The 24070-nt window shown below is 72.5% G+C and carries 21 protein-coding genes; 10 read left to right on the forward strand and 11 right to left on the reverse strand.

All coding sequences use genetic code 11. From position 1 onward, the window contains the following. The first annotated feature begins 21 nt into the window (after positions 1–21). The 4 genes from ACSBPH_RS06735 to ACSBPH_RS06750 are packed head-to-tail and all read left to right on the forward strand — an operon-like array spanning position 22 to position 3957. The gene (locus ACSBPH_RS06735) at positions 22–1374 is read left to right on the forward strand and encodes an isochorismate synthase (RefSeq protein ID WP_442576819.1); all 1353 of its coding nucleotides are present in this window, start codon (positions 22–24) and stop codon (positions 1372–1374) included. Continuing rightward, positions 1371–2600 carry an amidohydrolase family protein gene (locus ACSBPH_RS06740; protein WP_442576820.1) on the forward strand — a complete coding sequence of 410 codons (1230 nt, stop codon included), beginning with the start codon at positions 1371–1373 and terminating at the stop codon, positions 2598–2600. Before ACSBPH_RS06735 ends, ACSBPH_RS06740 begins: the two co-directional genes overlap by 4 nt. Further along, complete coding sequence (locus ACSBPH_RS06745) at positions 2597–2956, forward strand: TIGR04076 family protein (protein ID WP_442576821.1); 360 nt, start codon at positions 2597–2599, stop codon at positions 2954–2956. The genes ACSBPH_RS06740 and ACSBPH_RS06745 overlap by 4 nt, the downstream gene beginning before the upstream one ends. After that, complete coding sequence (locus ACSBPH_RS06750) at positions 2953–3957, forward strand: LLM class flavin-dependent oxidoreductase (protein WP_442576822.1); 1005 nt, start codon at positions 2953–2955, stop codon at positions 3955–3957. Before ACSBPH_RS06745 ends, ACSBPH_RS06750 begins: the two co-directional genes overlap by 4 nt. A gap of 414 nt (positions 3958–4371) precedes the next feature. On the opposite strand, the gene ACSBPH_RS06755 is transcribed toward ACSBPH_RS06750, so the two are convergent. Next, positions 4372–6048, reverse strand: a complete 1677-nt coding sequence (locus ACSBPH_RS06755) for a DUF885 domain-containing protein (protein WP_442576823.1) — start codon at positions 6046–6048, stop codon at positions 4372–4374. Between the two features lie 83 nt (positions 6049–6131). Between ACSBPH_RS06755 and ACSBPH_RS06760 the strand changes: the two genes are divergently transcribed. Beyond that, positions 6132–6890, forward strand: coding sequence for a class I SAM-dependent methyltransferase (locus tag ACSBPH_RS06760; protein WP_442576824.1), 759 nt, complete (start codon positions 6132–6134; stop codon positions 6888–6890). 50 nt (positions 6891–6940) lie between these two features. Here the strand turns inward: ACSBPH_RS06760 and ACSBPH_RS06765 are convergent, their stop codons facing one another. From ACSBPH_RS06765 to ACSBPH_RS06775, 3 genes are all read right to left on the reverse strand, one after another. Beyond that, the gene (locus ACSBPH_RS06765; protein WP_442576825.1) at positions 6941–7804 is read right to left on the reverse strand and encodes a PPK2 family polyphosphate kinase; all 864 of its coding nucleotides are present in this window, start codon (positions 7802–7804) and stop codon (positions 6941–6943) included. A 78-nt stretch (positions 7805–7882) separates the two neighbouring features. Then, the gene (gene menD / locus ACSBPH_RS06770) at positions 7883–9673 is read right to left on the reverse strand and encodes a 2-succinyl-5-enolpyruvyl-6-hydroxy-3-cyclohexene-1-carboxylic-acid synthase (protein ID WP_442577256.1); all 1791 of its coding nucleotides are present in this window, start codon (positions 9671–9673) and stop codon (positions 7883–7885) included. Positions 9674–9743: 70 nt separating this feature from the next. Beyond that, a complete protein-coding gene (locus ACSBPH_RS06775; protein ID WP_442576826.1) occupies positions 9744–10220 on the reverse strand; it encodes a PLDc N-terminal domain-containing protein in 477 nt (158 codons plus the stop codon). A gap of 87 nt (positions 10221–10307) precedes the next feature. Here ACSBPH_RS06775 and ACSBPH_RS06780 point away from each other — a divergent pair, with 87 nt between their 5' ends. Continuing rightward, entirely contained in the window at positions 10308–10604 is a 297-nt protein-coding gene (locus ACSBPH_RS06780; RefSeq protein ID WP_442576827.1) for a DUF4229 domain-containing protein, read from the forward strand. 99 nt (positions 10605–10703) lie between these two features. On the opposite strand, the gene ACSBPH_RS06785 is transcribed toward ACSBPH_RS06780, so the two are convergent. Further along, positions 10704–11684 (reverse strand): 1,4-dihydroxy-2-naphthoate polyprenyltransferase, encoded by a 981-nt coding sequence (locus ACSBPH_RS06785; RefSeq protein ID WP_442576828.1) that lies wholly within the window; start codon positions 11682–11684, stop codon positions 10704–10706. Between the two features lie 103 nt (positions 11685–11787). Here ACSBPH_RS06785 and ACSBPH_RS06790 point away from each other — a divergent pair, with 103 nt between their 5' ends. Continuing rightward, the gene (locus ACSBPH_RS06790; protein WP_442576829.1) at positions 11788–12186 is read left to right on the forward strand and encodes a VOC family protein; all 399 of its coding nucleotides are present in this window, start codon (positions 11788–11790) and stop codon (positions 12184–12186) included. 4 nt (positions 12187–12190) lie between these two features. Here ACSBPH_RS06790 and ACSBPH_RS06795 read toward each other — a convergent pair whose 3' ends face one another. From ACSBPH_RS06795 to ACSBPH_RS06815, 5 genes are all read right to left on the reverse strand, one after another. Next, positions 12191–13345 (reverse strand): AMP-binding protein, encoded by a 1155-nt coding sequence (locus ACSBPH_RS06795; protein WP_442576830.1) that lies wholly within the window; start codon positions 13343–13345, stop codon positions 12191–12193. Between the two features lie 577 nt (positions 13346–13922). Next, entirely contained in the window at positions 13923–14831 is a 909-nt protein-coding gene (locus ACSBPH_RS06800; RefSeq protein ID WP_442576831.1) for a 1,4-dihydroxy-2-naphthoyl-CoA synthase, read from the reverse strand. Continuing rightward, complete coding sequence (locus ACSBPH_RS06805) at positions 14828–15631, reverse strand: LLM class F420-dependent oxidoreductase (protein WP_442576832.1); 804 nt, start codon at positions 15629–15631, stop codon at positions 14828–14830. Before ACSBPH_RS06805 ends, ACSBPH_RS06800 begins: the two co-directional genes overlap by 4 nt. 66 nt (positions 15632–15697) lie before the next feature. Beyond that, the gene (locus ACSBPH_RS06810) at positions 15698–16645 is read right to left on the reverse strand and encodes a permease prefix domain 1-containing protein (RefSeq protein ID WP_442576833.1); all 948 of its coding nucleotides are present in this window, start codon (positions 16643–16645) and stop codon (positions 15698–15700) included. Positions 16646–16647: 2 nt separating this feature from the next. Further along, positions 16648–16983, reverse strand: coding sequence for a PadR family transcriptional regulator (locus ACSBPH_RS06815; RefSeq protein WP_442576834.1), 336 nt, complete (start codon positions 16981–16983; stop codon positions 16648–16650). A 134-nt stretch (positions 16984–17117) separates the two neighbouring features. Between ACSBPH_RS06815 and ACSBPH_RS06820 the strand changes: the two genes are divergently transcribed. Further along, positions 17118–18137, forward strand: coding sequence for an o-succinylbenzoate synthase (locus tag ACSBPH_RS06820; RefSeq protein WP_442577257.1), 1020 nt, complete (start codon positions 17118–17120; stop codon positions 18135–18137). A gap of 79 nt (positions 18138–18216) precedes the next feature. Here ACSBPH_RS06820 and ACSBPH_RS06825 read toward each other — a convergent pair whose 3' ends face one another. Continuing rightward, positions 18217–18849, reverse strand: coding sequence for a TetR family transcriptional regulator (locus ACSBPH_RS06825; RefSeq protein ID WP_442576835.1), 633 nt, complete (start codon positions 18847–18849; stop codon positions 18217–18219). Positions 18850–19012: 163 nt separating this feature from the next. Between ACSBPH_RS06825 and ACSBPH_RS06830 the strand changes: the two genes are divergently transcribed. Beyond that, the gene (locus tag ACSBPH_RS06830; RefSeq protein WP_442576836.1) at positions 19013–21928 is read left to right on the forward strand and encodes an MMPL family transporter; all 2916 of its coding nucleotides are present in this window, start codon (positions 19013–19015) and stop codon (positions 21926–21928) included. Beyond that, positions 21925–23961, forward strand: coding sequence for a YhgE/Pip domain-containing protein (locus tag ACSBPH_RS06835; RefSeq protein ID WP_442576837.1), 2037 nt, complete (start codon positions 21925–21927; stop codon positions 23959–23961). Before ACSBPH_RS06830 ends, ACSBPH_RS06835 begins: the two co-directional genes overlap by 4 nt. Positions 23962–24070: the final 109 nt, after the last annotated feature.

Below are 24070 nucleotides of genomic sequence, written 5' to 3' on the forward strand. Positions count from 1 at the left end.
AGGCGAGTCTAGGCTTGAGGTGTGACCGACCCGCTCCGCCCGCCGCGACTGGTGGTCGAGACCCGCGAGGTCGACCCCGATCGCGATCTGCTCGCCTTCACCCACCCCGATTCGCCGCTCGCGTGGCTGCGCCGTGGCGACGGCATCGTCGGCGTCGGCGCGACGGTCGCCCAATTCGCGACGGGAGGCACGTCGGGCCCGGCCGCGGACTCCCCCGCCGATGCGTGGCGCGCGATCGCGGCCGAGGCGCGCGTCGATGACCCCGTCGCCGTCGCGGGGACGGGGCTCGTCGCCTTCGGCTCCCTCGCCTTCGATCCGACGTCGCGCTCGACGAGCCGCCTCGTCGTGCCGCAGGCGATCGTCGGGCGTCGGGACGGGCGCGCATGGGTGACCCGCGTGCGGGCCGAGGAGAACGGCTCTGCCGGTGGTGCGGGGGGCGCCGGTGGTGCCGGTGTTGCCGGGGGCGCCGGTGTTGCCGGTCTGGATGAGCCCGGCCTGCAGCCCCTCCCCTACGGCCCCTACTGGTCGGCGACGCTCGGCCCGGGCGCGCTCGATCCCGCCGGGTACCAGGCGGCGGTGCGGCTCGCCCTCGACGCGATCGCGCGGGGCGAGGTCGGCAAGGTCGTCCTCGCCCGTGACCTCGTCGGCACGGTGCCCCGCGGCGCCGACCTCCGCCGGCTCGTGAGGGCGCTCGCGATGGGCTACCCCGACACGTGGACCTTCGCGATGGCCGGCCTCATCGGCGCGAGCCCCGAAACGCTCGTCACGGTCTCGGGCGGCTCGGTCACAGCGCGGGTGCTCGCCGGGACGTTCCCGCGCGGGACGGACGCGGGAGGGGATGCCGAGGCATCCGTCGCCCTCTCGCACAGCGCGAAAGACCTCGACGAACACCGCTACGCGGTGCAGAGCGTGCTCGAGGCCCTGCGCCCCCACACGACCGAGCTGCGCGCCGACGACGAGCCCTTCGCGCTCGAGCTGCCGAACCTCTGGCACCTGGCGACCGATGTCGCAGGAGACCTCGCCGACCACGCGTCGGCGCTCGACCTCGTCGCCGCGCTGCACCCCACGGCGGCGGTGGCGGGGACTCCGACGGATGCCGCGATCGCCCTCATCCGCCGGCTCGAGCCCTTCGACCGCGGCCGGTACGCCGGACCCGTCGGCTGGGTCGACGGCAACGGCGACGGCGAGTGGGCAATCGCCCTGCGATGCGCGCAGATCGGCGAGACGTCGGGCGGTGGCGAGACGTCGGGCGGTGCCGGGACGATCCCGGTCGTGGCACATGCCGGGGCGGGCATCGTCGCCGGCAGCGACCCCGAGACGGAGCTGCTCGAGACCCGCGTGAAGTTCCGCCCGATCGTGGACGCGCTGGCATGAGCACCGTTGCGTCGATCCCGCAGCGCGGCGACGCCGTGCTCACGAACCTGCAGCTCGTCGACGGACTCACTCCGCAGCCGCGCGAAGGGCTCGCCCTCGTGATCCGCGAGGGCGTCATCGAGGCCATCGTGCCGGCCGTCGATGCGACCTCGACCGCGATCGACCTCGACGGGGCCTTCGTCATGCCCGGGCTCGTCAACATGCACACGCACTTCTCACTGTCGCTGCCGGGCCCCGGCGGCGACGCCGTGTCGGGGCTCGGCCCGGCCGAGCTCGCGCTGTACATGGCCGACGGCGCGCGGCGGACGCTGCTTTCGGGCGTCACGACGGTGCGCTGCGTCGCCGAGAAGGGCGGCGCCGACTTCGCGCTGCGCCGTGCGGTCGAGGCGGGTCACGTCGCGGGCCCGCGGATCTTCACGGCGGGGCGAGCGCTGTGCTGCACGGGCGGCCACGGACACGACGCCGACGACACGATCGAGTGCGATGGGGCCGACGCGATGACCCGCGGCGTGCGGAGTCAGATCGCGCTCGGCGCCGACCTCATCAAGCTCATGATCTCGGGCGGGATCGCCGGCGAGCACGAGCAGATCACGACGCCGCAGCTCACGCGTGCCCAGATGGCCGCGGCCATCGAGACGGCGCACGCCTGGGGCCGCAAGGTCACGGCGCACGCGGGCCCCTCCCCCGTCATCGCCGAGGCGGTCGAGCTCGGCCTCGACTGCGTCGAGCACGGCTACGAGCTGACACCCGAAGTAGCCCGGCTCATGGCGGAGCGCCACGTCTCCCTGGTGCCGACGCTCGTGGTGACGCGGGCTCAGGCCTTCTTCGACGACCTCGGCATCCCGCCGTGGATGCAGGAGCGGTCTCTCCTGGCAGGGCCCCGGCACCTCGAGTCGTTCCGGCACGCGGTCGAGGCGGGCGTCGACATCCTCCTCGGCAGCGACATGCCTCCGTTCTGGGACTTCGAGGGGACGAGCGCGGTCGTGCGCGAGCTCGAGCACATGCAGGCAGGAGGCCTTCCGGCATCCGCCGTGCTGACCGCCGCGACGGCGGCCCCCGCGCGCTGGCTCGACGTCGACGACAGGCTCGGGACCCTGGCGCCCGGACGCTTCGCCGATCTCATCGCGATGCCCGACGATCCGACGGCCCACGTGTCGGCCCTCCGCGGCATCGACTTCGTCATGAAGGGCGGGGTCGTCGTGCGAGACGACCGGGTGGGCCGATGAGCGGCGAGGCCGGTGAGGCGATGACCGGCGACGGGTCGCAGCCGGCGCGCACCGAGCTGTACGACCTCCGGGTCGTCGTCGAGCGCATCGAGGGCCGCTCGGTGTGCGGCATGAAGGTCGGCGACCACATCGACCTCGTCGAGAGCAGCCGCCTGTGCCTCCCGGACGGCGGGCACTTCTGCCTCTACGCGCTGCAGGCCGTCATCCCGCTCCTGCCCGCCAAGCAGCGGCGCCTGCCCGAGGGCGACTGGCTCGAGCGCGACGACCTGGTGGCCTGCCCCGACCCCGACGAGCGCCTCATCATGAGGATCGAGCGCACCGGCATCCGTTCTCTTCCGACCGAGGACCTGACATGAGCGCCCGCCGCGTGCCGGTCACGCTGGGGCTGCAGACCGACAAGGCGCCCGGGGAGTACGCGCGCCTCGCACGGTTGGCCGAAGACCTCGGGTTCGACGGCGTCAGCGTCTTCTCCGACCTGCTGTATCAGCCGCCGGTCGTCGCGCTGCTCGAGATGGCCGCCGCGACCTCGCGCATCCGGCTCGGCTGCGCGTGCTGGAACCCCTACACGCTGCATCCGTACGAGATCGCGGGGCAGTTCGCCGCGGTGGATGCGGCGTCTTCGGGTCGCGCGTACCTCGGCCTCGCGAAGGGGTCATGGCTCGAGGCGATCGGCCTCGAATCGCCTCGGCCGATCGCCCATCTGCGCGACGCCGTCGGGGCGATCCAGGCGCTCCTCTCGGGCGAGGGCGAGGGATACGCGGGCGAGGTCTTCCGCGTCGAGCCCGGCGTGCGGCTGCGCTACTCGGTCGAGCGGCGCCGCGCGCCGATCCTCATCGGATCGTGGGGCCCGCTCGGCATGGCCCTCGCGGGCGAGCTCGCCGACGAGATCAAGGTCGGCGGCAGCGCCAACCCCGCGATGGTGGGCGTCGTCCGCGCTCGGATGCAGCGGGGCCTGGACCGGGCCGGCCGTGACCCAGGCGCCGTCGGCGTCGTGCTCGGCGCCGTGACAGTCGTCGACCGCGACGGCGATGCCGCGCGGCAGCACGCACGCCGCCAGGTCGCGATGTACCTCGACGTCGTCGCGGGCCTCGACCCGACCGTCGGTCTCCCCGACGACCTCCTGCCCGCGATCCGGGCCCGTCTCGCGGACCGTGACGAAGAGGGCGCCGGCCGGCTCGTGCCCCGCGATGTGCTCGACCTCTTCGCGTTCTCGGGCACGCCCGACGACATCGCGGCCCACGCGCACCGCCTCGTCGAGGCCGGTGTCGACCGCATCGAGTTCGGGACGCCCCACGGGATCGATTCCGCCGAGGGCATCGCGCTCCTCGGGCGCGAGGTGCTCCCGCAGCTGGGCTGACCGGCGGGTGCTGCCGGGGCTTCCCGGCCGTTGGCGTGCCTCGGCCCTTCCCGGCCTTCCCGGCCTTCCCGGCCTTCCGGGCCTTCCCGGCCTTTTTGAAATCGGGGTCGCCTATGGCTGCCACGCGAGGGTCGAGGCATCCACTCGCGTCCCCGAACCCGCCCGCCCGCGAAATCGGGTCGCGTATGGCTGCCACGCGAGGGTCGAGGCATCCACTCGCGTCCCCGAACCCGCCCGCCCGCGAAATCGGGGTCGCGTATGGCTGCCACGCGGGGGTCGAGGCATCCACTCGCGTCCCCGAACCCACCCGCCCGCGAAATCGGGGTCGCCTATGGCTGCCACGCGAGGGTCGAGGCATCCACTCGCGTCCCCGAACCCGCCCGCCCCGGGATCGGGGAGAAGCGCGCAGACGGGTCAGGCGTCGGAGAGGAGGGCGGCGCGAAGGGGCTCGAGGCCCATGGGTCCGAGACCCAGCGCCTCGCGGTGGAAGTCGCGCAGCACGAAGGCCGACCCCAGCTGCTCGGCGCGGGCGCGGCGGGCCTCCTGCCAGAGCCGTGCGCCGACCTTGAACGCGAGCGCCTGCCCCGGCCAGCCGAGGTACCGGTCGACCTCGAACCCGGCGAGGTGCGGCTCGACGAGGGCGAGGTCGACGAGCATGCGCCGGGCGACGTCCGGCGTCCACTCCTGCTCGGGCGCGAGGGGGTTCGCCGGAATCGGCCAGCCCGTGTGCAGCCCGATGTCGGCCACGATGCGCACCGATCGCCAGATCTGGCCGAGGAGCAGGCCGAGACGCTCGGCGGGATCGCGGATGAGCCCGAGCTCGTCGGAGAGCTGCTCCGCGTAGTGCGCCCACCCCTCGGCATAGCCGTGGATGTGGCAGAGGTGCCGCTGCCACACGTGCAGATCGGGGTACGACGCCGTCACGACGAACTGCAGGTGGTGTCCGGGCAGCCCCTCGTGGTGCACGCTGGTGACCTCCTGCCAGGATGCCGCGACCGGGATGCCGCTCGGAATCGTCCACACGATGCGGCTCGGCGCCGATCCGTCCGGCGGCGCCGGCGTGTAGTAGACGACACCCGACGCGGCCTCCGACACGAGGCACTCCACGTCGCCGACCGTCGGCGGCAGGTCGAACGCCTCGCCGAGCGCGGCGGTCGTCTCACCGACGCGGCGCTCGAGCCAGTCGCGGATCTCGTTCACGCCTTCCAGCCGGTACCGCGGGTCTGCATCGAGGACGGATGCCGCGTCCCGCACCGGGTCGGCCCCGCCGCCGCCGAGCTGAGCGGCGAGCTCACGGGCCTGGCCGACGAGCCGCTCGAGCTCCGCCCAGCCGAAGGCGTAGGTGTCGGCGAGGTCGATGCGCGCGCCGAGCATCGCCGCCGCGAGGTCGGCGTAGACCTCGGCTCCGACGCCGTCTGCGGTCGGCGCGTCGGGGCGGAGCTCGTCGCGCAGGACGGCCACGAGGTCGGTCAGCGCCACACCGATCTGATCGGCGGCGGCCCGGACGCGGGCGCGGGTCGCGGCATCCGTCCCCTCCGCCACCGGGATCGAGCCGAACCAGTCGGAGGCGACCCAGGACTCGACCTGGGCCGCGAGGGTGTCGAGCTGGCGCACCGGGGCGATCCCCGACCCCGTGAAGCGGTCGGCGTGGTCGCGCGACCAGCGGAGCGTGTCGATGTACTGCGCGACGGCAGCCGGAACCGCCTCGAGCTTGGCGGCGAGCGCGGTGCCCGCGGCATCCGGGGTCACCGTCAAGCCTTCGAATGCGTAGCGCACGAGGTGCACGGGAGTCGCGAGTCCCGCGACCAGACGCGTCGTGAAGCCGGTGTCGAAGAGCAGGCGCTCGCGTTCGAGCCGTTCGCGCAGCGCGATGCGGAGGGCGGTGTCGCCGTCGCCCTGGGCCACATCGTCGAGCGCCTCGAGCGTCTCGCCTTGCAGGGCGTAGCGGCGCTGCAGCCACTCGGGGCCGAGGTCGGGCAGCAGCGGCCCGTCGGTGCGGCCGAGCGCCTGCGCGGCGTCGGGTTCGTGCCGGGCGAGCTCCTCGACGTACGCATCGGCGATTCGGCGGACGGGATCTGCGGCGCTGCTCATCCGATCAGCCTAAGTTGGCCGGAGTCACTGGATGGGTGGGAGGGCGCCTTCAGACGAAGGATGCCGCGGCGTAGAGTCCGCGCATGAGCTTCGACGTTCCCGCAGAGGCGTACGACGCCTTCATGGGCCGATACTCCGCGCCCCTCGCCGAGGTGTTCGCCGACTTCGCGGATCTTCCCGACGCGGGCCGCGTGCTCGACGTCGGATGCGGCACCGGCGCGCTGACGACGGTGCTCGCCCGGCGCTTCGGCGAGAGCGAAGTCGCCGCCGCCGACCCCTCGTCGAGCTTCCTGGCCGCCGTCGCGCAGCGACTCCCCTGGGCCGACGTGCGGCACGGGCACGCGGAAGACCTCCCTTTCGACGACGCCGTCTTCGCAGCGGCCCTCGCCGAGCTCGTCGTGCACTTCATGAGCGATCCGGTCGCGGGCCTGCGCGAAATGCGCCGCGTGACCCGGCCCGGAGGGGTCGTGGCGGCGTGCGTCTGGGACTTCCGGGGTGGCCGGGCGCCGCAGTCCCGGTTCTTCGAGGCGCTGCGCGCAGTGACGGGTCACGCGGATGACGAGAGCGACCGAGCCGGCGCGGCGGCGGGCCAGCTGGCGCTGCTCCTTCGGGAGGCGGGCTGCTCCGACGTCGTCGAAGACGAGATCACGATCGTCCAGGGCTTCGACGGGTTCGACGACTGGTGGGCGCCGTACACGCTCGGCGTCGCTCCGGCCGGTCGGCAGCTGGCCGCCCTCGACGACGCGACGCGCGAGCGGGTGCGTGAATCGGCGCGGGCGCTCTTCCCCGCCGGCCCGTTCACACTGGGCGTGACCGCTTGGGCGGTGCGCGGCACGGCCTGAGGTGTAGGGCCCGTCCCAGCTGGGCCGTGCGCTCGGATGAGCGGGCGGGGTCAGCTCGCGGCGAGCCGGGCCTTCTCGGCCTCGACGTCGTAGGTCGCGGCCGGCCACCGCGGATCGATGCGCTCGAGCGCATCGAGGAGCAGCGCCTGAACGGCGATGCGCGCGTACCACTTGCTGTTCGCCGGCACGACGTACCAGGGTGCCCACGGCGTCGACGTCCGCTCGAACACAACCTGATAGGCATCCATGTACTTGGGCCACAGCAGTCGCTCGTCGACGTCGCCGGGGTTGTACTTCCAGTGCTTGTCGGGGCGATCGAGGCGCTCCATGAGCCGCTCGCGCTGCTCCTCGTTCGAGATGTGCAGCATGACCTTCACGATGCGCGTGCCCTGGTCGGAGATCCGCTTCTCGAACTCGTTGATCGCGGCGTAGCGGCGTTCGATCTCCTCAGGCTCGGCGAGGCTTCGCACCCGCCCGATGAGCACGTCCTCGTAGTGAGACCGGTCGAACACCCCGATGTAGCCCGGCTCGGGGAGCTTCTTCTCGATCCGCCAGAGGAAGTCGTGGGCGAGCTCCGTCTTCGTCGGTTTCTTGAAGGCCGTGAGCGAGATGCCCTGCGGATCGACGGAGCCGACGACATGACGGATGATCCCGCCCTTTCCCGCCGAGTCCATCGCCTGCAGCACGAGGAGCACCGAGGCATTCGTCGCCTCCGACCGGCTCTCGGCGTAGAGGCGCTCCTGATACTCGTCGAGCTCGTCCGCGCCGGACTCGAGGTCGTCCTGCCCGTCCTTCTTGTCGCCGTCATACCCCGGCGTCGAGGACGGGTCGATGTCGGCGAGCCGGAAGCCCTCGCCGACGCGGAGGAGCTCGGAAGGGTCGCCCGTCCAGTTCTTCTGACTCTTGGCCGTCATGCGTTCATCTTGGCCGAAGATCCCCCCGCGGCACGAGAGCTTGCGCGGCGTGACTTCTCGGGTGCAGGATGCCGCGCCTCAGCGCGGGAGCGGCACTTCGACGATCTGACGACCGGCCACGGGAGAGGTGAGCGTCTGGTCGAGTTCGGCACGCGTCGAGACCCGCGCGTACTCCCATCCGTACGCTCGCGCGAGCTCTTCGAGCCGCACGCCGTGCGGCGTGTACAGCACGCGGTCCATCGCCTCGTGCGAGGCGACCCGGGCCACCTCGAGGCCGTCGAAGATCGTGCCGCCGCCGTCGTTTCCGACGATGACCTGCAGCCGCGGCTCGCGCTCGCCCGGAGCGAGAAGGAGCGCCCCCACGTCGTGCAGGAAGGCGAGGTCGCCCAGCAGCACGCGCGTGACGCCGGGCCGCCCGCCCGCTTGGCTCGCCAGGGCGATGCCCGACGCCGTGGCGATCGTGCCGTCGATCCCTGCGAGGCCCCGATTGGCGTGGACGGGCACCTTCTTGCCGCCGAGCACCGCGTCGGCGACGCGGACCAGGCGCGATGAGCCGAACATGAGGCGGTCGTGCGGCCAGGTGGCGCGCCACACCGCGTCGACGAGCGTCGCGCGGTCCAGCGGCGCGCGGATGGCTTCGAGCTCGGCCGCGATGGCGCCGAGGCGCTCGCTCGGGATCGCGGACGCGAGGGCGTCGGCGTCGGGGGCGGCGGGCGAGAGGTCGACGGATGCCTCGCGCGAAGCGCGCATCCACGCTCCGAGCCACTCGCGATCGGCCTCCCCCACGGCGACCGCGACCGCGTCGAGGGGCGTCGTCGCACCGTTGAGGTTGAGCGGCTCGCCCGGACCGCGAAGAGCGAAGATCTCGACCTCGGGGTCGGAGAGGAGGGCCGCCGTCTCGCGGCTGAGGGTCGGATGCCCGAGGACGACGACCCGCTCGATGCGGCCGCCGAGCTCGGGCGCCGCAAGGAGCTCGCGGTAGCCGTGCACGAGGTACCGGCCGAAGCGCGCGCCGCTGACGATCTCGGCGATGAGGGGCCAGCCGCCGGCGTGGGCGAGGGCCTCCGCCGAGGGCCCGGCGTCGGCACCGGCGAGCACGACGGTGCGGGGTCCGCGCGGCAGCACGTGGGGACGACCCTCGGGCTCGATGGGCAGATCGGACTCGCCGATGCCGCCGCCGCCCTGATACAGCGCGCCCGACGGATCGTCGATCGGCTCTGCCTCGACGGGCGCGGCATCCGGATCCGGGGTCTGCTCGACGGTCAGCTCGGCCACCGGGACCGCGAGCCACGACGGCAGCACACCGGCGAGCGGCTCACGGAACGGGAGGTTCAGGTGCACGGGACCGGACGACCGGGTGCCCTCGCCGAGCGCGGCGGCGACGGCCTGGACTGCCACTTCGCGCAGCATGAGGCTCTGCTCGGCGGCCCCCTCGGCGTCGGTCTCTTCGGGAACGGGGAGGTCGGCCTCCCAGCGCACGCTCGGCGCGAACATGCCGGGCTGGCGCGTCGTCTGGTTCGCTCCGACGCCGCGGAGCTCCGGCGGACGGTCGGCCGTGAGGAGGAGGAGCGGCACCCCGGCGTGGTGCGCCTCGAGGGCGGCGGGGAGCAGGTTCGCCGCGGCGGTGCCCGACGTGCACACGACGACCGCCGGCATCCGCGTCTCTCGTCCGATGCCGAGGGCCGTGAAGCCCGCGACCCGCTCGTCCAGCCGCACGTGCAGCATGAGCACTCCGCGGCTCTCGAGTTCGGCCGCCACGAGCGCCAGCGCCTGCGAGCGCGACCCGGGGCTCAACACGACGTGGCGCACCCCCTGCTCGACGAGCGCACCGAGGAGGGCGGCCGCGGCATCCGTCGCCGGAGAGGCGATCCGGCGCGGATCGTGCGGGGGCTCGCCGTCGGTCGCGGCGACGCGGTCGCCCTCGGACTCGGGATCCACGTCAGCCGACGGTCCCGCGCTGACCGCGGGTGTCGTCGTCGTCGGGCGCCGTTCCCCGGCCGGTCGGCCCGCCCGGCACGGGCGGCTCGGTCGGCGCGGCGGCGGCGGCCGACCCGGCGGCGGGAGGGGCGGGAGGAGCCGGACGGGTCCACTTGGGATCGTCGTCTTCGGCGTCGAGGAGTGCGAGCTCCTCTTCGAGGCGGCGGATGCGCTCGTCCTGATCGCTGACGGTGCCGATGCGCTCGAGGAACTCGGGGTCGTCGTCGGGGGCCCCGCGGGCCGCGACACTGCTCGCGCGGACGCGTCCGACCACGAGCCAGAGGATGCCGCCGAGCACCGGCAGCAGCACCACGATGAGCACCCAGACGGGCTTGCTCACGCCGCGGTGGCGGATAGGCGGCTGGACGGCGCAGTCGACGATGGTGAAGACCCAGAACGCGGTCGCCACCAGTGCCAGAATCAGCAATCCGCGCACCACGCCTCCATCCTAGGCGTGTGCACTGGGGATGGGCTGGGCGTGACGAAACGGTGATCGGCCGGGGTGAGGCCGAACTACGATGATGTGGTGAAAGCCCGCTCCGCGATCCTCTATACGGTGCTGCGCCTCCTCGCATTCCTCGTGCCGTTCGGCATCCTGATGCTGTTCCCGGTCTTCCGCGAGCTCTACTGGCTCGCGGCGATCTTCGCGGCGCTCATCGGCCTGAGCCTCTCGCTGCTGTTCCTGCGCCGCCCCCTCGACGACGTCAGCTCGGGGCTCGCCGAGCGCCGCGAACGCGCGCGCGTGAGCGAGTCGGTGAAGGACGAGCAGATCGAGGATGCCGCGGCCGACGCCGCGAACCCCTCTCACCGCGACGCGTCCTGACGTTCTGCCGGCCCGAACCGGCTCGCCCGTTATGCGCGGTCGTCCGGAGCCGCCGGCCTCGAGCGGTTCCCAGCCGACGGCCTGAAACGGCGCGACCGTTCAGCCGATGAACGCCCAGAACAGGAACGCGCCGTACGCGATCGAGGTCAGCGACGTCAGCGCGAGGGCGACGAGGAGCTCCTTCGGCACACGGTAGGTCCAGACGATGAGGATCGCCGGCGCGGCCGCGAGGAGCGCCAGGAGCGTCAGCCACGCGATCGGGTAGAACAGCGCGAGCAGAGCCGCGATGAGGAACGGCACGACCACGAAGACCGAGAAGAGCCACTGCGTCGCGCGCCGGCCGATCAGCACCGTGAGCGTGCGCTTGCCGGCGGTGCGGTCCTGGTCGATGTCGCGGAGGTTGTTCGCCAGCAGCACGGCGCACGCGAGAAGGCCCGCGGCGACACCGCCGAACCACGCCTCCTGCGGCACCGAGAGCGCCTGCACGAAGGTCGTGCCGACGGTGGCGACGAGGCCGAAGAACACGAAGACGAAGAGCTCGCCGAGGCCGTAGTAGCCGTACGGCCGCTTGCCTCCGGTGTAGAACCACGCCGCGAGGATCGCGACGGCGCCGACCGCGAGCAGCCAGTACTGCCCCGAGCGGATGACGAGCGCGAGCCCGGCGAGCCCCGCGATCGCGAAGAACGCGAGCGCCACGATCAGCACCGTGCGCGGCCGCGCCTTGCCGGATCCCGTCAGCCGGGCGGGCCCCACGCGGTGGTCGTCGGTGCCGCGGATGCCGTCGCTGTAGTCGTTGGCGTAGTTGACCCCGATCTGCAGGGCCACCGAGACGAGGAGGCAGAAGAGGGCCATGACCCAGTGGAACTGCACGTCGACGAGGTGAGCGGCACCCGTCCCGATGAGCACGGGCGTGACGGCGAGCGGGAGCGTGCGCAGCCGCGCTCCCCCGATCCAGTCGCCGAGGGTCGCCTTCTCGACGCGCCGAGGGTCGCCGGGTTCGCGGGGTTTCTGGGGATTGCCGCGCGGAGCCTGCTTCTTCGGGCTCGGACGCTTGCGGTTCTTGCTCGGTGTGCCTGCCACGAGGGGAAATCATAGAGGCCGCGCTCATGAGACGGCGGATGCCTCAGCGCCGCGCATCGCGCAAGGGGTGGCCGCGGCATCCGTCCCCCGTCATGATGTCGGCATGTTGAGCATCGGCACCGTCGTGCTGACGGTGGAGGACATCGACCGCGCGGGCGCGTTCTGGCGCGCGGCGCTGGGCTACGTGAACCGACGGGAGCCGTCGGAGGACTGGGTCGTGCTCGACCCGCCCGACAAGGCGCACTGGAGCGCGCCGGGGGCGAGCATCGCGCTGTCGGTGACGGGGTATCCGCAGCATCACCCGCCGCGCATGCACCTCGACCTGTACGCCGACGATCAGGCCGCAGAGATCGAGCGGCTGCTCGCGCTCGGAGCACGCGAGGTCGACTGGCACGGCTACCCCGAGGGCGCCGACTGGATCGTGCTCGAAGACACCGAGGGCAACCGGTTCTGCGTCGTCGATGTCTCGGACCGCGCGGACGATCCCGGCCGCGACGACTGAGGCGTCAGTGCAGCGCCGTGATGGCGCGGCGGATCGCCTCTCGGTCGGGCTTGCCCGAGGGGAGGGTCGCGAGCGCGTCGACGAGCACGAGGCGGGCCGGGCGGGCGTGCGTGCCGATCTCGGCGGCGACGGCGGCGCGCGCCTCCTCGAGCTGCACGGATTCGCTGCGGCGCAGGGCCTCGCCGCGTGAGGCGACGACGACGGATGCCTCGCCCCACTTGTCGTCGGGCACGCCGATGACGACCGCGCCGGAAAGGCCCGGCACCGATCGGACGATGCGCTCGACGCGGTCGAGCGAGACGTTGATCCCGCCCGAGACGATGACGTTGTCGATGCGGCCGCGCACGCGCAGGACGCCGTCCTCGATGAGCCCCGCATCTCCGGTGCGGTACCAGCGCCGGCCGTCGGGGTCGACGGGGAACACGGCATCCGTCATCTCGGGCTCACCGAGGTAGCCGTCGGCGAGCGTCGGGCCCGACAGTTGCACCTCGCCCTCGACGATCCGCGCGCTGACGCCGCGGAGGGGGCGGCCGTCGTAGACGCAGCCGCCGCTCGTCTCGGTCGAGCCGTAGGTGCGCACGATGTGGGCGCCGAGGGCCTCGGCGCGCTCGAGGATGACCGGCGGCAGCGCCTGCCCGCCGACGAGGATCGCCTGGAAGGAGCGCACGGCCGTGCCGACCGTCGGGTCGTCGGCGGCGGCGTCGAGGAGGCGCGAGAGCTGCGCCGGGACGAGCGACGTGTAGGTCGGGACGCGGATGCCACCCTCGCTCGAGGCCATCGTGAGGGCCGCGGCGGCGAAGGCCTGCGGCGTGAACGAGCCGCTCAGGATCGCCGGCTCGCGGTCGGCGACGATGGCGCGCACGAGAACCTGGAGCCCCGCGACGTAGCTCGCGGGGAGGGCGAGCAGCCACGCGCCTTCGCCGATGCGGTCGGCCGTCGCGAGGGCGCTGGCGGTGAGGGCGTCGCGGCTGAGAATGACGCTCTTGGGCACGCCGGTCGAGCCCGAGGTCGTGACGACGACCGCCGTGCCCGCCCGGACGGCCTCGGGCATCGCCCGCACCATGCCGAGGCCGAGGGCGGGCCCGGCGCCGTGGATCGCGGAGCGGAGCCCGCGCAGGATCTCGCGCGGGTCGTCGCCGATGACGGGTTCGAGCCTCATCGGCGCGCCCTCCCGGCAGCGGCGGCGGGGCCGGGCCCGCTGACGGGCACGGCGTCGGGCCGACACAGCCGTTCTACCCCCGACCCCGTGCCGAACTCAGGACGAACGCGCCCCGCCTGTGCGCGCACCCGCGGAATTCCGCGGGTGCGCACCCGCAGCCCGCGCGCCCGTCCTGCGTTAGGTACACGCGAAGGCGCGGAGGAGGGCACGGGTGACGACGAGGGCACCGGCGAGGGTGAGGACACGGGACGCGGCACGGTCAGGACTGCCCACAAGGGGGTGCCGCGGCTGCGGCCGAACTCCGCCGCTACCGCCGGTTCAACACCCGACCGCGGGCCGAACTCAGGACGAACGCGCCCCGCCGGCGCGCCGGGCCGCGGAATTCCGCGGGCGCGCACCCCGAGCCCGCGCGACGGTCCTGCGTTAGGTACACGCGAAGGCGCGGAGGAGGGCGCGGGAGTGGAGGAAGGCACGGGCGACGGCGACGGCAGGGGCGCGGGAGCGGAGGAGGGCGCGGGAGCGGAGGAGGGCAGAGGTGCCGGTGACGGCGAAGGGGAAGGCAGGGGGGAGGGCACGGTCAGTACTGCCAGGGGTAGGGCGTCCAGTCGGGGTCGCGCTTCTGCAGGAACGCGTCACGACCCTCGACCGCCTCGTCGGTGCCGTAGGCCAGGCGCGTCGCCTCGCCGGCGAACACCTGCTGCCCGACGAGGCCGTCATCGACGGCGTTGAAGGCGAACTTCAGCATGCGGATGGCGGTGGGCGACTTGGTGAGGATCGTCCGCGCCATGGCGATCGCCTCGGTCTCGAGCTCGGCATGGGGCACGACGCGGTTGACGGCGCCCATCTCATGGGCACGCTGGGCCGAGTACTCCTCGGCGAGGAAGAACACCTCGCGCGCGAACTTCTGCCCGATCTGCCGCGCGAAGTACGCCGAGCCGTAACCCGCGTCGAACGACCCGACGTCGGCGTCGGTCTGCTTGAAGCGCCCGTGCTCGGCGCTCGCGATCGTGAGGTCGCAGACGACGTGCAGCGAGTGGCCTCCCCCGGCCGCCCACCCGGGGACGACCGCGATGACGACCTTGGGCATGAACCGGATGAGCCGCTGCACTTCGAGGATGTGCAGGCGCCCCGCCCGGGCCTGCGCCTCGGCCGGCACCGCAGCTTCGTCGTCGGAGTACTTGTAGCCGTCGCGGCCACGGATGCGCTGGTCGCCGCCCGAGCAGAACGCCCAGCCGCCGTCTTTGGGGCTGGGGCCGTTGCCGGTCAGCAGCACGACGCCGATCCGCGGATCCTGCCGGGCCGTGTCGAGGGCGCGGTACAGCTCGTCGACCGTGTGCGGACGGAATGCGTTTCGCACCTCCGGCCGGTCGAACGCGATGCGCGCGATGCGGCCGTCGTTGGACACATGCGCCGTGATGTCGGTGTACGCGTCGGCGCCGGGCGCCGGGTTCCACTGCTCGGGGTCGAAGAGTTCCGAGATGCTCATGCCGTGCCGTTCTTCGCGTCGCGCCAGGCCAGCCAGCGCGTGATCAGGTCATAGTCGTAGTCCGGGCCGCGGAAGCCGATCGTGAAGAGCCGCACCCCCGCGTCGAACAGCGCGTCGGCGGCCGCGGTGTCGTGCCGTCCGAGTTCGTTCGACATGACGATGCCCGACGTGTCGTGCCCGTCCTCCTCGCCCCACCGCTCGATGACGGCGACCTTGTGCGCGAGGTGGTCGGGGGCGACGAAGCTGTGCCAGATGTCGGCGTATCGTGCGACGAGGCGCAGCGTCTTCTGCTCGCCGCTGCCGCCGATGAGGATCGGGATGCGGCGCGTCGGCGGAGGATTCAGCTCGTCCCACCGCTTCGTGATGCGCTCGAGCCCCTTCGAGAGGTCGCGCAGCCGCGAGCCGGGAGTGCCGAAGTCGTAGCCGTACTCCTCGTAATCGCGCTGGAACCAGCCCGCTCCCGTGCCGAAGATGAAGCGGCCCGTGTCGCCGCCCTTCGCCGAGATGTGGTCGATCGTCCGGGCCATGTCAGCCTGCAGATCGGGGTTCCGGTAGCTGTTGCAGTTGACGAGGGCCCCGAATTCGACGCGCTCGGTCTGCTCCGCCCAGGCGCCGAGCATCGTCCACGACTCGAAGTGAAGGCCGTCGGGATCGCCGGAGAGCGGGAAGAAATGGTCCCAGTTGAACAGAATGTCGACGCCGGCGTCTTCGAGCCGAAGAACGGCGTCGCGCAGCTGCGCGTACGACACATGCTGGGGCTGAAGCTGCACGCCGAGTCGGACGGGCGTGTCGAGGAGCATGTCGCCAGCCTAGAACCAGACGGATGCCGCGACGCGGGGTCGCGGCATCCGTCTCGTCCGTCCGCCTCAGCGCGCCCGGTGCGCCTTCAGGAACGCATCGATGGAATCCCACACGGCGATGCCCGCGAAGACGAAACCGAGGATGACATTCAGGATGCCGGTGACCTGGGCTCCGTCGTCGGGATCGACGGTCGGCAGCAGCTCCGGGTTGAGGAAGAGGCCCTGCGAGATGAGCCAGAGCGCGGGCAGCGCGATCGCGACGTCGAGGACGAGGTTGAGGTAGGCCAGGCCCGTCGTCCAGCGACCCCGCGCGTAGACCGTGACCGCGAGCGCGGCCTCGGCGGCCATGAGCACGAAGAGCCCGGTGATCCACCACGGCCACAGCCCCGGATCGAGGAACGACGTCGTGCGGCCGTCGCCGACCGGCCAGCCGATGAAGTGGTCCCACAGCACGAAGCCCGCGCCGATGGCGAGGAACACGAGGGTCGCCACGAGGTCGCTGAGCTTCGCCCCTGATGCCTTCGGCTCGGGGAGCCTGTCGGGCGTCCATGCACTCTGATCCATCGTCTCGTGCCCCGTGCGCTCGAGGATGACGAAGACGATCGTGACCCAGAACGCGACGTGCACGATGACCGAGACGACGACCCCGATGGTCGAGCCGATGATCGCGCCGAGCGGCGCCCCGGCCAGGGTCTCCCCCAGCGCGACGCCGAACGCCGCGCAGGCGGGCACGATCGCCCAGAGGAGCTTCAGCAGGCGCCACCAGTCGAGGTAGTACCGGGGACCCACGAGCCACAGCGGCCGCTCGAGATAGCCGGCGGCGAGCTTGTCGGGATCACCGAGCTCGGTGAGCACGGCGCGCTCGGCGGCCTCGTGCCGCTCGCCCGCGTCGACGCGCGCGTCGATCTGGTCGTCGATCGAGGCGCGCAGCTCGGCCGAGAGGTCGTCGCGCTGCTTCTCGGGGACGCTGCGCATGGCGGCGTCGACGTAGCGGTCGGTGAGGGTGGCGTTCATGATCAGTCCTTCTCGGGGAGGGCCGCGATGGCGGCGGAGATGGCGCGGAAATCGGCGGTGAGGGCGGCTGCGAGACGGTCGCCCGCGACGCTCGTGCGATAGAACTTGCGCGGCCGGGCCTCGTCGGTGTTCCACTCGCTCACGAGGTGGCCCTGCTTCTCGAGGCGGCGGAGCAGGGGGTAGAGCGTGTTCGCGTCGGTGTCGAAGCCGCGCGACTCGAGCTCTTCGAGCAGGCCGTAGCCGTAGCCGGGCTCGGTGAGCAGCCGCAGGCAGGCGAGCACGACGGTGCCGCGCCGCAGCTCCTGCAGGTGGGTCTCGAGGGCTTCGGTCTCGGTCATGCGTCACACCTTACTGTGTGTTACACACTATAGGCAACCACACATTGTTATTCGCCGATACGGCGCATCTCGTCTCGCTGCGCTCGTTCGACGACCGGGGAGCGGGCTGCGCGGCGCGAGACGCGCAGACGTCGATGCGCCGGTGGCAGGATGGGCGCGTGACCGACGCCCCCGCCATCCCCCCGCTCGCCGAGATCCTCGCGTCGGCGCGCGTCGTCGCCCTGCCGCTCGCGACACGGTTCCGCGGGGTCGACGTGCGCGAGGCGGTGCTCTTCGAAGGACCGGAGGGCTGGACGGAGTTCTCGCCGTTCGCCGAGTACGACGACGCGGAGGCGTCGACGTGGCTCGCGGCGGCGATCGACTACGGATGGATGCCGCAGCCCGCCCCCGTGCGCAACGAGATCCACGTCAACGCCACCGTGCCGGCGGTGGCCGCGGCATCCGTCCCCGAGGTCCTCGCGCGCTACGACGGATGCCGGACCGCCAAGGTCAAGGTCGCCGAGCGCGGGCAGACGCTCGCCGACGACATCGCGCGGGTGCGCGCCGTCCGCGAGGCCATGGGACCGGAAGGGCGCGTGCGCATCGACGCGAACGGCGCATGGAACCTCGACGAGGCCGAGCACGCCATTCACGCCCTCGCCGAGTTCGACCTCGAATACGTCGAGCAGCCGTGCGCGACGGTGGACGAGCTCGGGGAGCTCCGGCGGCGCGTCGGCTACATGGACGTGCCGATCGCGGCCGACGAGAGCGTGCGCAAGGCCGAGGATCCGCTCGCCGTCGCCCGCGCGGGGGCCGCCGACCTGCTCGTCGTCAAGGTCCAGCCGCTCGGCGGGGTGCGGCGAGCGCTCGAGATCGTCGCGCGCGCCGGGCTCCCGGCCGTCGTCTCGAGCGCCCTCGACACGTCGGTCGGCCTGGCGATGGGAGTGACGCTGGCCGCGGCCCTTCCCGCACTGGAGTACGACTGCGGCCTCGGGACGGCCTCGCTGTTCACAGCCGACGTGTGCGCGCCGGCCCTCACCCCGAAGGGCGGAGTGCTGACAGTCGGCCGCGTGACCCCCGACGCGGCGCTCCTCGACGAGCACGCGGCATCCGTCGAACAGCGCGACCGGTGGCTCGCGCGCCTCACCCGCTGCCACGCCCTGCTGCAGGGCTGACGCGCCGCAGGGCGAGTGCCGGGCACGCGCCGCCGAGCGCCCCGCCGGGACGGACCCCGCCGGGACCGAACGCTGGACGTCAGGGGAGGTCGAGCACGAGCGTCGCGGCGCGCGCGATGTCTTCGTTCGTGCGGCGGCAGATCTCGTCGTAGTCGATGCCGGCCATCGTGCCGCGCACCGTCGAGCTGTCCCAGATCGTGACGAGCATGCGCGCCGCCTCGGCGGCCGTGACGCGCAGACGCAGCCCCTTGGCGCGCTCGATGTCGGCGACGATCTGCGTGACGCTGCGCAAGAGCTCGTCGTCCCACGCGAGGTAGGCCTGCGCGAGCTGCGGGTCGCGCAGCGCCCGGATGCGGATCTCGCTCAGCAGCAGCACGCCCAGCCGATCGTCGCCCGCGATGTCGAGCACGCGCTGCACGATCTCCAGCGCACTGTCGGCGCTGACCTCGAGCGTCCCCTCGGCCTCGAGCTCGGCCACGCGCTCCTGCACCGCGACGAGGCGCTCCCCCGTGACCCGGCGCGCGAGCTCGAGGAACAGCTCGTCCTTGGACTCGAAGTTCGAATAGAACGCGCCGCGCGTGAATCCCGCGCGTTCGCAGACGGCTTCGACGGATGCCGCGTCCAGCCCGACCTCGGCGAAGACCTCGGCCGCGGCATCCAGCAGCCGCTGCCTGGTCGCGTCGCGGCGACGTGTCGTCACGGAATCGCTCACGTCTCTCCTTCGCCCTCGCCTCGATTTTCACACCTGGCGTTCAGCCTTGCGACCCGCGCCGACTTTACGATACATCTATGTATCGGATACAGCGACGTATCGGACGAACCGCGCGTCGCTCGCACTGAGCCCCCGCGGACAGCGAAATCCACCCGGAGGGTCCGTGTCCACACTTCTCTACGCGCTCGGCCGCTGGACGTATCGCCACCCCTGGCGCGTCCTGGTCACCTGGCTGCTGCTGCTCGGGATCGCGGGCGGCAGCGCGGGCCTGTTCATGCAGGGCACCGACAACGCCTTCACGATCCCCGGCACCGAGGCGCAGGCGGGCCTCGAGCAGCTGAGCCGCTCCTTCCCGCAGGCCAGCGGCACGAGCGCCCAGCTCGTCGTCGTCGCCGCCGACGGCGACAAGATCGACCAGGAGCCCTACGCGACCGAGATCTCCGACACGATCACGCGGCTCGAAGACCTCGACGGCATCCTCGCCGTCACCGACCCGTTCGACGAGACGGTGTCGGGGCTCGTCTCGGACGACGACAGCGCCGCCATCATCCGCCTGCAGTTCGACGGGCAGGCCACCGACGTCTCGCCCGCGACGAAAGACCAGCTGCACGAGATCAGCGCCGACCTCGAGAAGGCCCTTCCCGCCGCGTCGCAGGTCGCGATCGGGGGTGACCTCTTCTCCCAGTCGATCCCCACGATCTCGATCATCGAAGCCGTCGGCGTGCTGATCGCGCTGTTCGTGCTCATCGTGACGTTCCGCTCGTTCGCGATCGCGTGGTTCCCGCTCGTGAGCGCCCTCATCGGCGTCGCGCTGGCGATCTCGCTCATCCTCGTCGCGACGGCCTTCGCGACGATCTCGTCGACGACGCCGCTCCTGGCGATCATGCTGGGGTTGGCGGTCGGCATCGACTACGCCCTGTTCATCGTCGCCCGGCATCAGGACCAGGTGCGCGCGGGCGTCGATCCGGAGGAGTCCGCGGCGCGCGCGACGGGCACCGCCGGGTCGGCCGTCGTCTTCGCCGGCGTCACGGTGCTCATCGCACTCATCGGGCTGTCGTTCGCCAACATCCCGTTCCTCACGACGATGGGGATCGCGGCATCCGTCGCCGTCGCGATCGCCGTCGCCGTCGCGATCACGCTCACCCCCGCCCTCCTCGGTTTCGCGAAGGGCCGCGTCGTCGGATGGAGACGTCGTGCGCGGCGCGAGCGCCCTGACGCCACTCCGGCCACCTCGCGACCGGCCCCCGTGATCGTCGGGGCCGCCGCCGAGCGCGCGCACGCGATGACGGATGCCGCGGCCGCCCCCGCCGCGGACACCGAGGTCTCTGCGACACCTGTCACGACGGCAACCCCGACGCCCGAGACCGCCCCCGCCCCGGCCCGCGTGCGCCGCGGATTCGCCGACCGCTGGGTCACGGGGGTCACGAGGCATCCCATCGTCACGACCGTCGCCGTCGCCGTGGGACTCGGGCTCCTCGCGATCCCCGCGGCGAGCCTCACGCTGGCCCTGCCCAACGCCGGCATGCAACCGACCTCGAGCGAAGCGCGGCAGGCGTACGACCTCACCTCGAAGCACTTCGGCCCCGGCTTCAACGGCCCCCTCATCCTCACCGGCACGATCGTCACGTCGAACGACCCGCTCGGTCTTATGAAAGATCTCGGCAAGGCCGTCGAGAACGTGCCCGGGGTCGCCACCGTCGCGCTCGCGACCCCGAACCAGACCGCCGACACCGGCATCGTGCAGCTCGTGCCGACGACGGCGCCCGACGACCCCCGGACGGCCGAGCTCGTGCGCGAGCTCCGCTCCCACCACGACGAGTGGCTCGCGGAGTACGGCGTCGACCTGAAGGTCACGGGGTTCACCGCCGTCGCGATCGACATCTCCGACCGCCTCGGCGCGGCGCTCCTCCCCTTCGGGGTCTTCGTCGTCGGCCTGTCGCTCGTGCTCCTCATGATCGTCTTTCGGTCGATCTGGGTGCCGATCAAGGCGGCCCTCGGCTACCTCCTGTCGGTGCTCGCGGCGTTCGGCGTCGTCGCGCTCGTCTTCGAGCACGGCGTCGCGGCCGACCTGCTGCACGTCGCGAAGCTCGGACCGGTCATCAGCTTCATGCCGATCATCCTCATGGGAGTGCTCTTCGGCCTCGCGATGGACTACGAGGTGTTCCTCGTCTCGCGCATGCGCGAGGACTACGTCCACGCGCGACGGGCGAAAGGCGGCGCCGACGATCGCGCGACGGCCGTCGGCGCCATCCGCTCGGGCTTCACCGCGTCCGCGCGGGTCGTCACCGCCGCGGCGGTCATCATGTTCGCCGTGTTCGCGGCGTTCATCCCCGAAGGCGACACGGCCATCAAGCCCATCGCCCTGGGGCTGGCCGTCGGCATCGCGATCGACGCCTTCCTCGTGCGCATGACGCTCGTGCCGGCCGTCATGGCCCTCCTCGGCGAGAAGGCGTGGTGGTTCCCGCGGTGGCTCGAGCGCCTCCTCCCCCACTTCGACATCGAGGGTGAAGCCGTCGAGCGCGAGCTGGCCCTCGCCGACTGGCCGGGACCGGACTCCACGGCGGTCGTGGTCGCGGACGGCGTCGAGGTGGCCGACGAGGGTCGCGTGCTCGTCGCCGACGTGTCGCTGAGCGTCGAGCCCGGCGAGGCCCTCGTCGTGTCGGGCGACCCGATCGCCTCCACCGCCGTCCTCCTCGCCATCGCCGGGCGCCTCGCGCCGACCGGTGGCCGCCTGCGCGTCGCAGGGCACCTCCTTCCCGAGCGCGCCGCCTGGGTGCGCGCCCACGCCGGGGTCGCGCTCCTGCACTCCTCCGCCGACCCGCTCGACGAGCTGCGCCACGCACTGCGCGGCCGGACGTCGCTCGTCGTGATCGACGGGGCCGACGCCTTCGGCGATCGGCAGCGCGAGGAGGCGGCACGGATGCTGCGCGACGCCGGCGACGTGACGGTCGTCGTCTCGGCGACCGACGCGGACGCCGCGCAGGCACTCTTGGCGGGCGCCGGGCGCCCGCACGCACCCGTGATCGATCTCACCCGCACTCGATCTTCCGCTTTCTCGTCTGTACAGGTGATGGCATGACTCTCCCCCTCGAACGCGCACGCTCACGCAAGCCCGTCACCTGGATCACGCTCATCGGGGTGCTGCTCCTCCCCGTCGTGATCGGCGGCGTCCTCGTCGCGTCGCTCTACAATCCGGCCGAACGCCTCAACGCGATCGACGCCGCGATCGTCAACGACGATCAGCCCGTCACGATCAACGATCAGACCGTCCCGCTCGGGCGCCAGCTGACCGCCGGTCTCGTGAAGGGATCGGACGAGGTCGACAGCAATCTCACCTGGACGATCTCGAATGCCGATGACGCGGCCGCGGGGCTCGCCGACGGCACCTACGACGCCGTCGTGACGATCCCCGAGAACTTCTCCGCAGCCGCGACCTCGACCCAGCCCGGCAAGACTCCTGAGCAGGCCACGATCCGGGTGAAGACCCCACCGGACTCGCTCGTCGTCGACGACGCGATCACGGCGCAGGTGACGCAGGCCGCCGCGAGCCTCATGGGGCAGCAGCTGTCGCAGGTCTACCTCGAGAACGTCTTCCTCGGCTTCACGACGCTCGGCGACAAGCTGGGCGAGGCGGCGACCGGCGCCCAGCAGCTCGCCGACGGCGCGCACCAGACCGCCGACGGCGCTGCGCAGCTGCCGGGCGGCGTGACGAAGCTCGCCGACGCGGCAGGGCAGCTGTCGACGGGAGCCACCTCCCTCACGGGCGGACTGAACCAGATCGCGGCGGGCATCGGCGGCGCGGCGGGCGGCGCGACCGATCTGGCGAACGGCCTCGATCAGGCGGCAGCCGGCGTGCAGAACCAGCAGCTGAAGGATGCCGCGAACGCCTCGGCGACGTACGCGAAGACGACCGCCGACCAGACGGCGGCGCTCGCGCAGAGCGTCGGCGGGGTCGCGCTCTCGGCGAAGGCGCTCACCGAGACGCTCGGAGCCCTGGACGCGACGTGCGCGACATCGGGAGCCGACGACGCGTACTGCGCGCAGGTGAAGGCGGCGCTCGGCACCGCCGCGGGTCTCGCGACCTCCGCCGGCGGAGCCGCTCAGGCGGCGGTCACGGCCGCGACGAGCGCCGGCTACACGAACGGCTACGCCGCGCCCACCGCGTCGGGCATCACGAGCCTCATGGACCAGACGAGCGCCGGGGTCGCCTCGGCAGCCGACGGCGCACGCGGGCTCGCGGCGGGTCTCGGCAAGCTGCAGACCGCGACCACGCAGTCCGCGAGCGGCGCCGGCCAGCTCGCCTCGGGTGCCTCGCAGCTCTCCGACGGCGGCACGCAGCTCGCCGAGGGATCGCAGAGCCTCGCCGACGGCGTCTCGCAGCTCGCGACGGGCACCGACTCCCTCGCGAGCGGCCTCGACACCGCGGTCGCGCAGATCCCGAGCTACACCGAGGCGCAGGCCAAGAGCCTCGCCGATGTCGTCAGCGACCCCGTAGCGGCCAAGGGCGCGAGCTCCAGCCTGTTCGGGGCATCCGCGGTCCCGCTCCTGGCGACCGCCGCCCTGTGGTTCGGCGCCCTCGCGACCTTCGTGGCGCTCCAGGCCGTCACGCGGCGCTCGCTCGCCTCACGTGCGCCGTCGGCGCTGCTCGCGCTGCGGGCCTTCCTCCCCGCCGCCGGGATCGGCGTGGCGCAGGGCCTGCTCGTGGCCGGCGTCGTGCAGCTCGCGGCATCGTACGACTGGGGCCAGTGGTCGGTCTTCGCGGCCCTCTGCGTCGCCGCCGGCGTCGCGTTCGCGGCCGTCAATCAGGCGCTCGTCGCGGTGTTCGGCGGTGCGGGACGCTGGATCGCCGCCCTCGTCGGCGCCCTCGCGGTCGCGACCGGCATCGTCTCGACCGTGCCGGGCGTCATCGCGTCGATCGCGTCGCTCCTGCCGACCGCGCCCGCCTACAACGCCATGGTCTCGGCGCTCACGTCGACCTCCGGCGTCGGCGCGGGGCTCGTGGGCCTGCTCGTGTGGGGCCTGCTCGCCTTCATCGCGACCGTCATCGCGGTCGCGCGACGCCGGACCGTGTCGGCACGGTCGCTGATCGAGGCATCCGTCGCCACCGCGTGAGCACGATGGGCCCGCTCATCCGCGCCTCCCACAGCGAGGGGACGACCGCGTAGGCGGCGGATGAGCGGGCTGCCCGCGTGTGTCCGGTCCCGCCCCCACGGGATCGGAC

The sequence above is a fragment of the Microbacterium sp. F51-2R genome (assembly GCF_052180235.1).
Lineage (GTDB): Bacteria > Actinomycetota > Actinomycetes > Actinomycetales > Microbacteriaceae > Microbacterium.

Bases quoted from the DNA above. Each gene is read 5' to 3' on its own strand.
- ACSBPH_RS06805 (WP_442576832.1), bottom strand. From the start codon at position 15,631: ATGCTCCTCGACACGCCCGTCCGACTCGGCGTGCAGCTTCAGCCCCAG.
- ACSBPH_RS06740 (WP_442576820.1), top strand. From the start codon at position 1,371: ATGAGCACCGTTGCGTCGATCCCGCAGCGCGGCGACGCCGTGCTCACG.
- ACSBPH_RS06800 (WP_442576831.1), bottom strand. From the start codon at position 14,831: ATGAGCATCTCGGAACTCTTCGACCCCGAGCAGTGGAACCCGGCGCCC.
- ACSBPH_RS06820 (WP_442577257.1), top strand. From the start codon at position 17,118: ATGCGCCGGTGGCAGGATGGGCGCGTGACCGACGCCCCCGCCATCCCC.
- ACSBPH_RS06790 (WP_442576829.1), top strand. From the start codon at position 11,788: ATGTTGAGCATCGGCACCGTCGTGCTGACGGTGGAGGACATCGACCGC.
- ACSBPH_RS06835 (WP_442576837.1), top strand. From the start codon at position 21,925: ATGACTCTCCCCCTCGAACGCGCACGCTCACGCAAGCCCGTCACCTGG.
- ACSBPH_RS06815 (WP_442576834.1), bottom strand. From the start codon at position 16,983: ATGACCGAGACCGAAGCCCTCGAGACCCACCTGCAGGAGCTGCGGCGC.
- ACSBPH_RS06760 (WP_442576824.1), top strand. From the start codon at position 6,132: ATGAGCTTCGACGTTCCCGCAGAGGCGTACGACGCCTTCATGGGCCGA.
- ACSBPH_RS06745 (WP_442576821.1), top strand. From the start codon at position 2,597: ATGAGCGGCGAGGCCGGTGAGGCGATGACCGGCGACGGGTCGCAGCCG.
- ACSBPH_RS06810 (WP_442576833.1), bottom strand. From the start codon at position 16,645: ATGAACGCCACCCTCACCGACCGCTACGTCGACGCCGCCATGCGCAGC.
- ACSBPH_RS06765 (WP_442576825.1), bottom strand. From the start codon at position 7,804: ATGACGGCCAAGAGTCAGAAGAACTGGACGGGCGACCCTTCCGAGCTC.
- ACSBPH_RS06795 (WP_442576830.1), bottom strand. From the start codon at position 13,345: ATGAGGCTCGAACCCGTCATCGGCGACGACCCGCGCGAGATCCTGCGC.
- ACSBPH_RS06755 (WP_442576823.1), bottom strand. From the start codon at position 6,048: ATGAGCAGCGCCGCAGATCCCGTCCGCCGAATCGCCGATGCGTACGTC.
- ACSBPH_RS06750 (WP_442576822.1), top strand. From the start codon at position 2,953: ATGAGCGCCCGCCGCGTGCCGGTCACGCTGGGGCTGCAGACCGACAAG.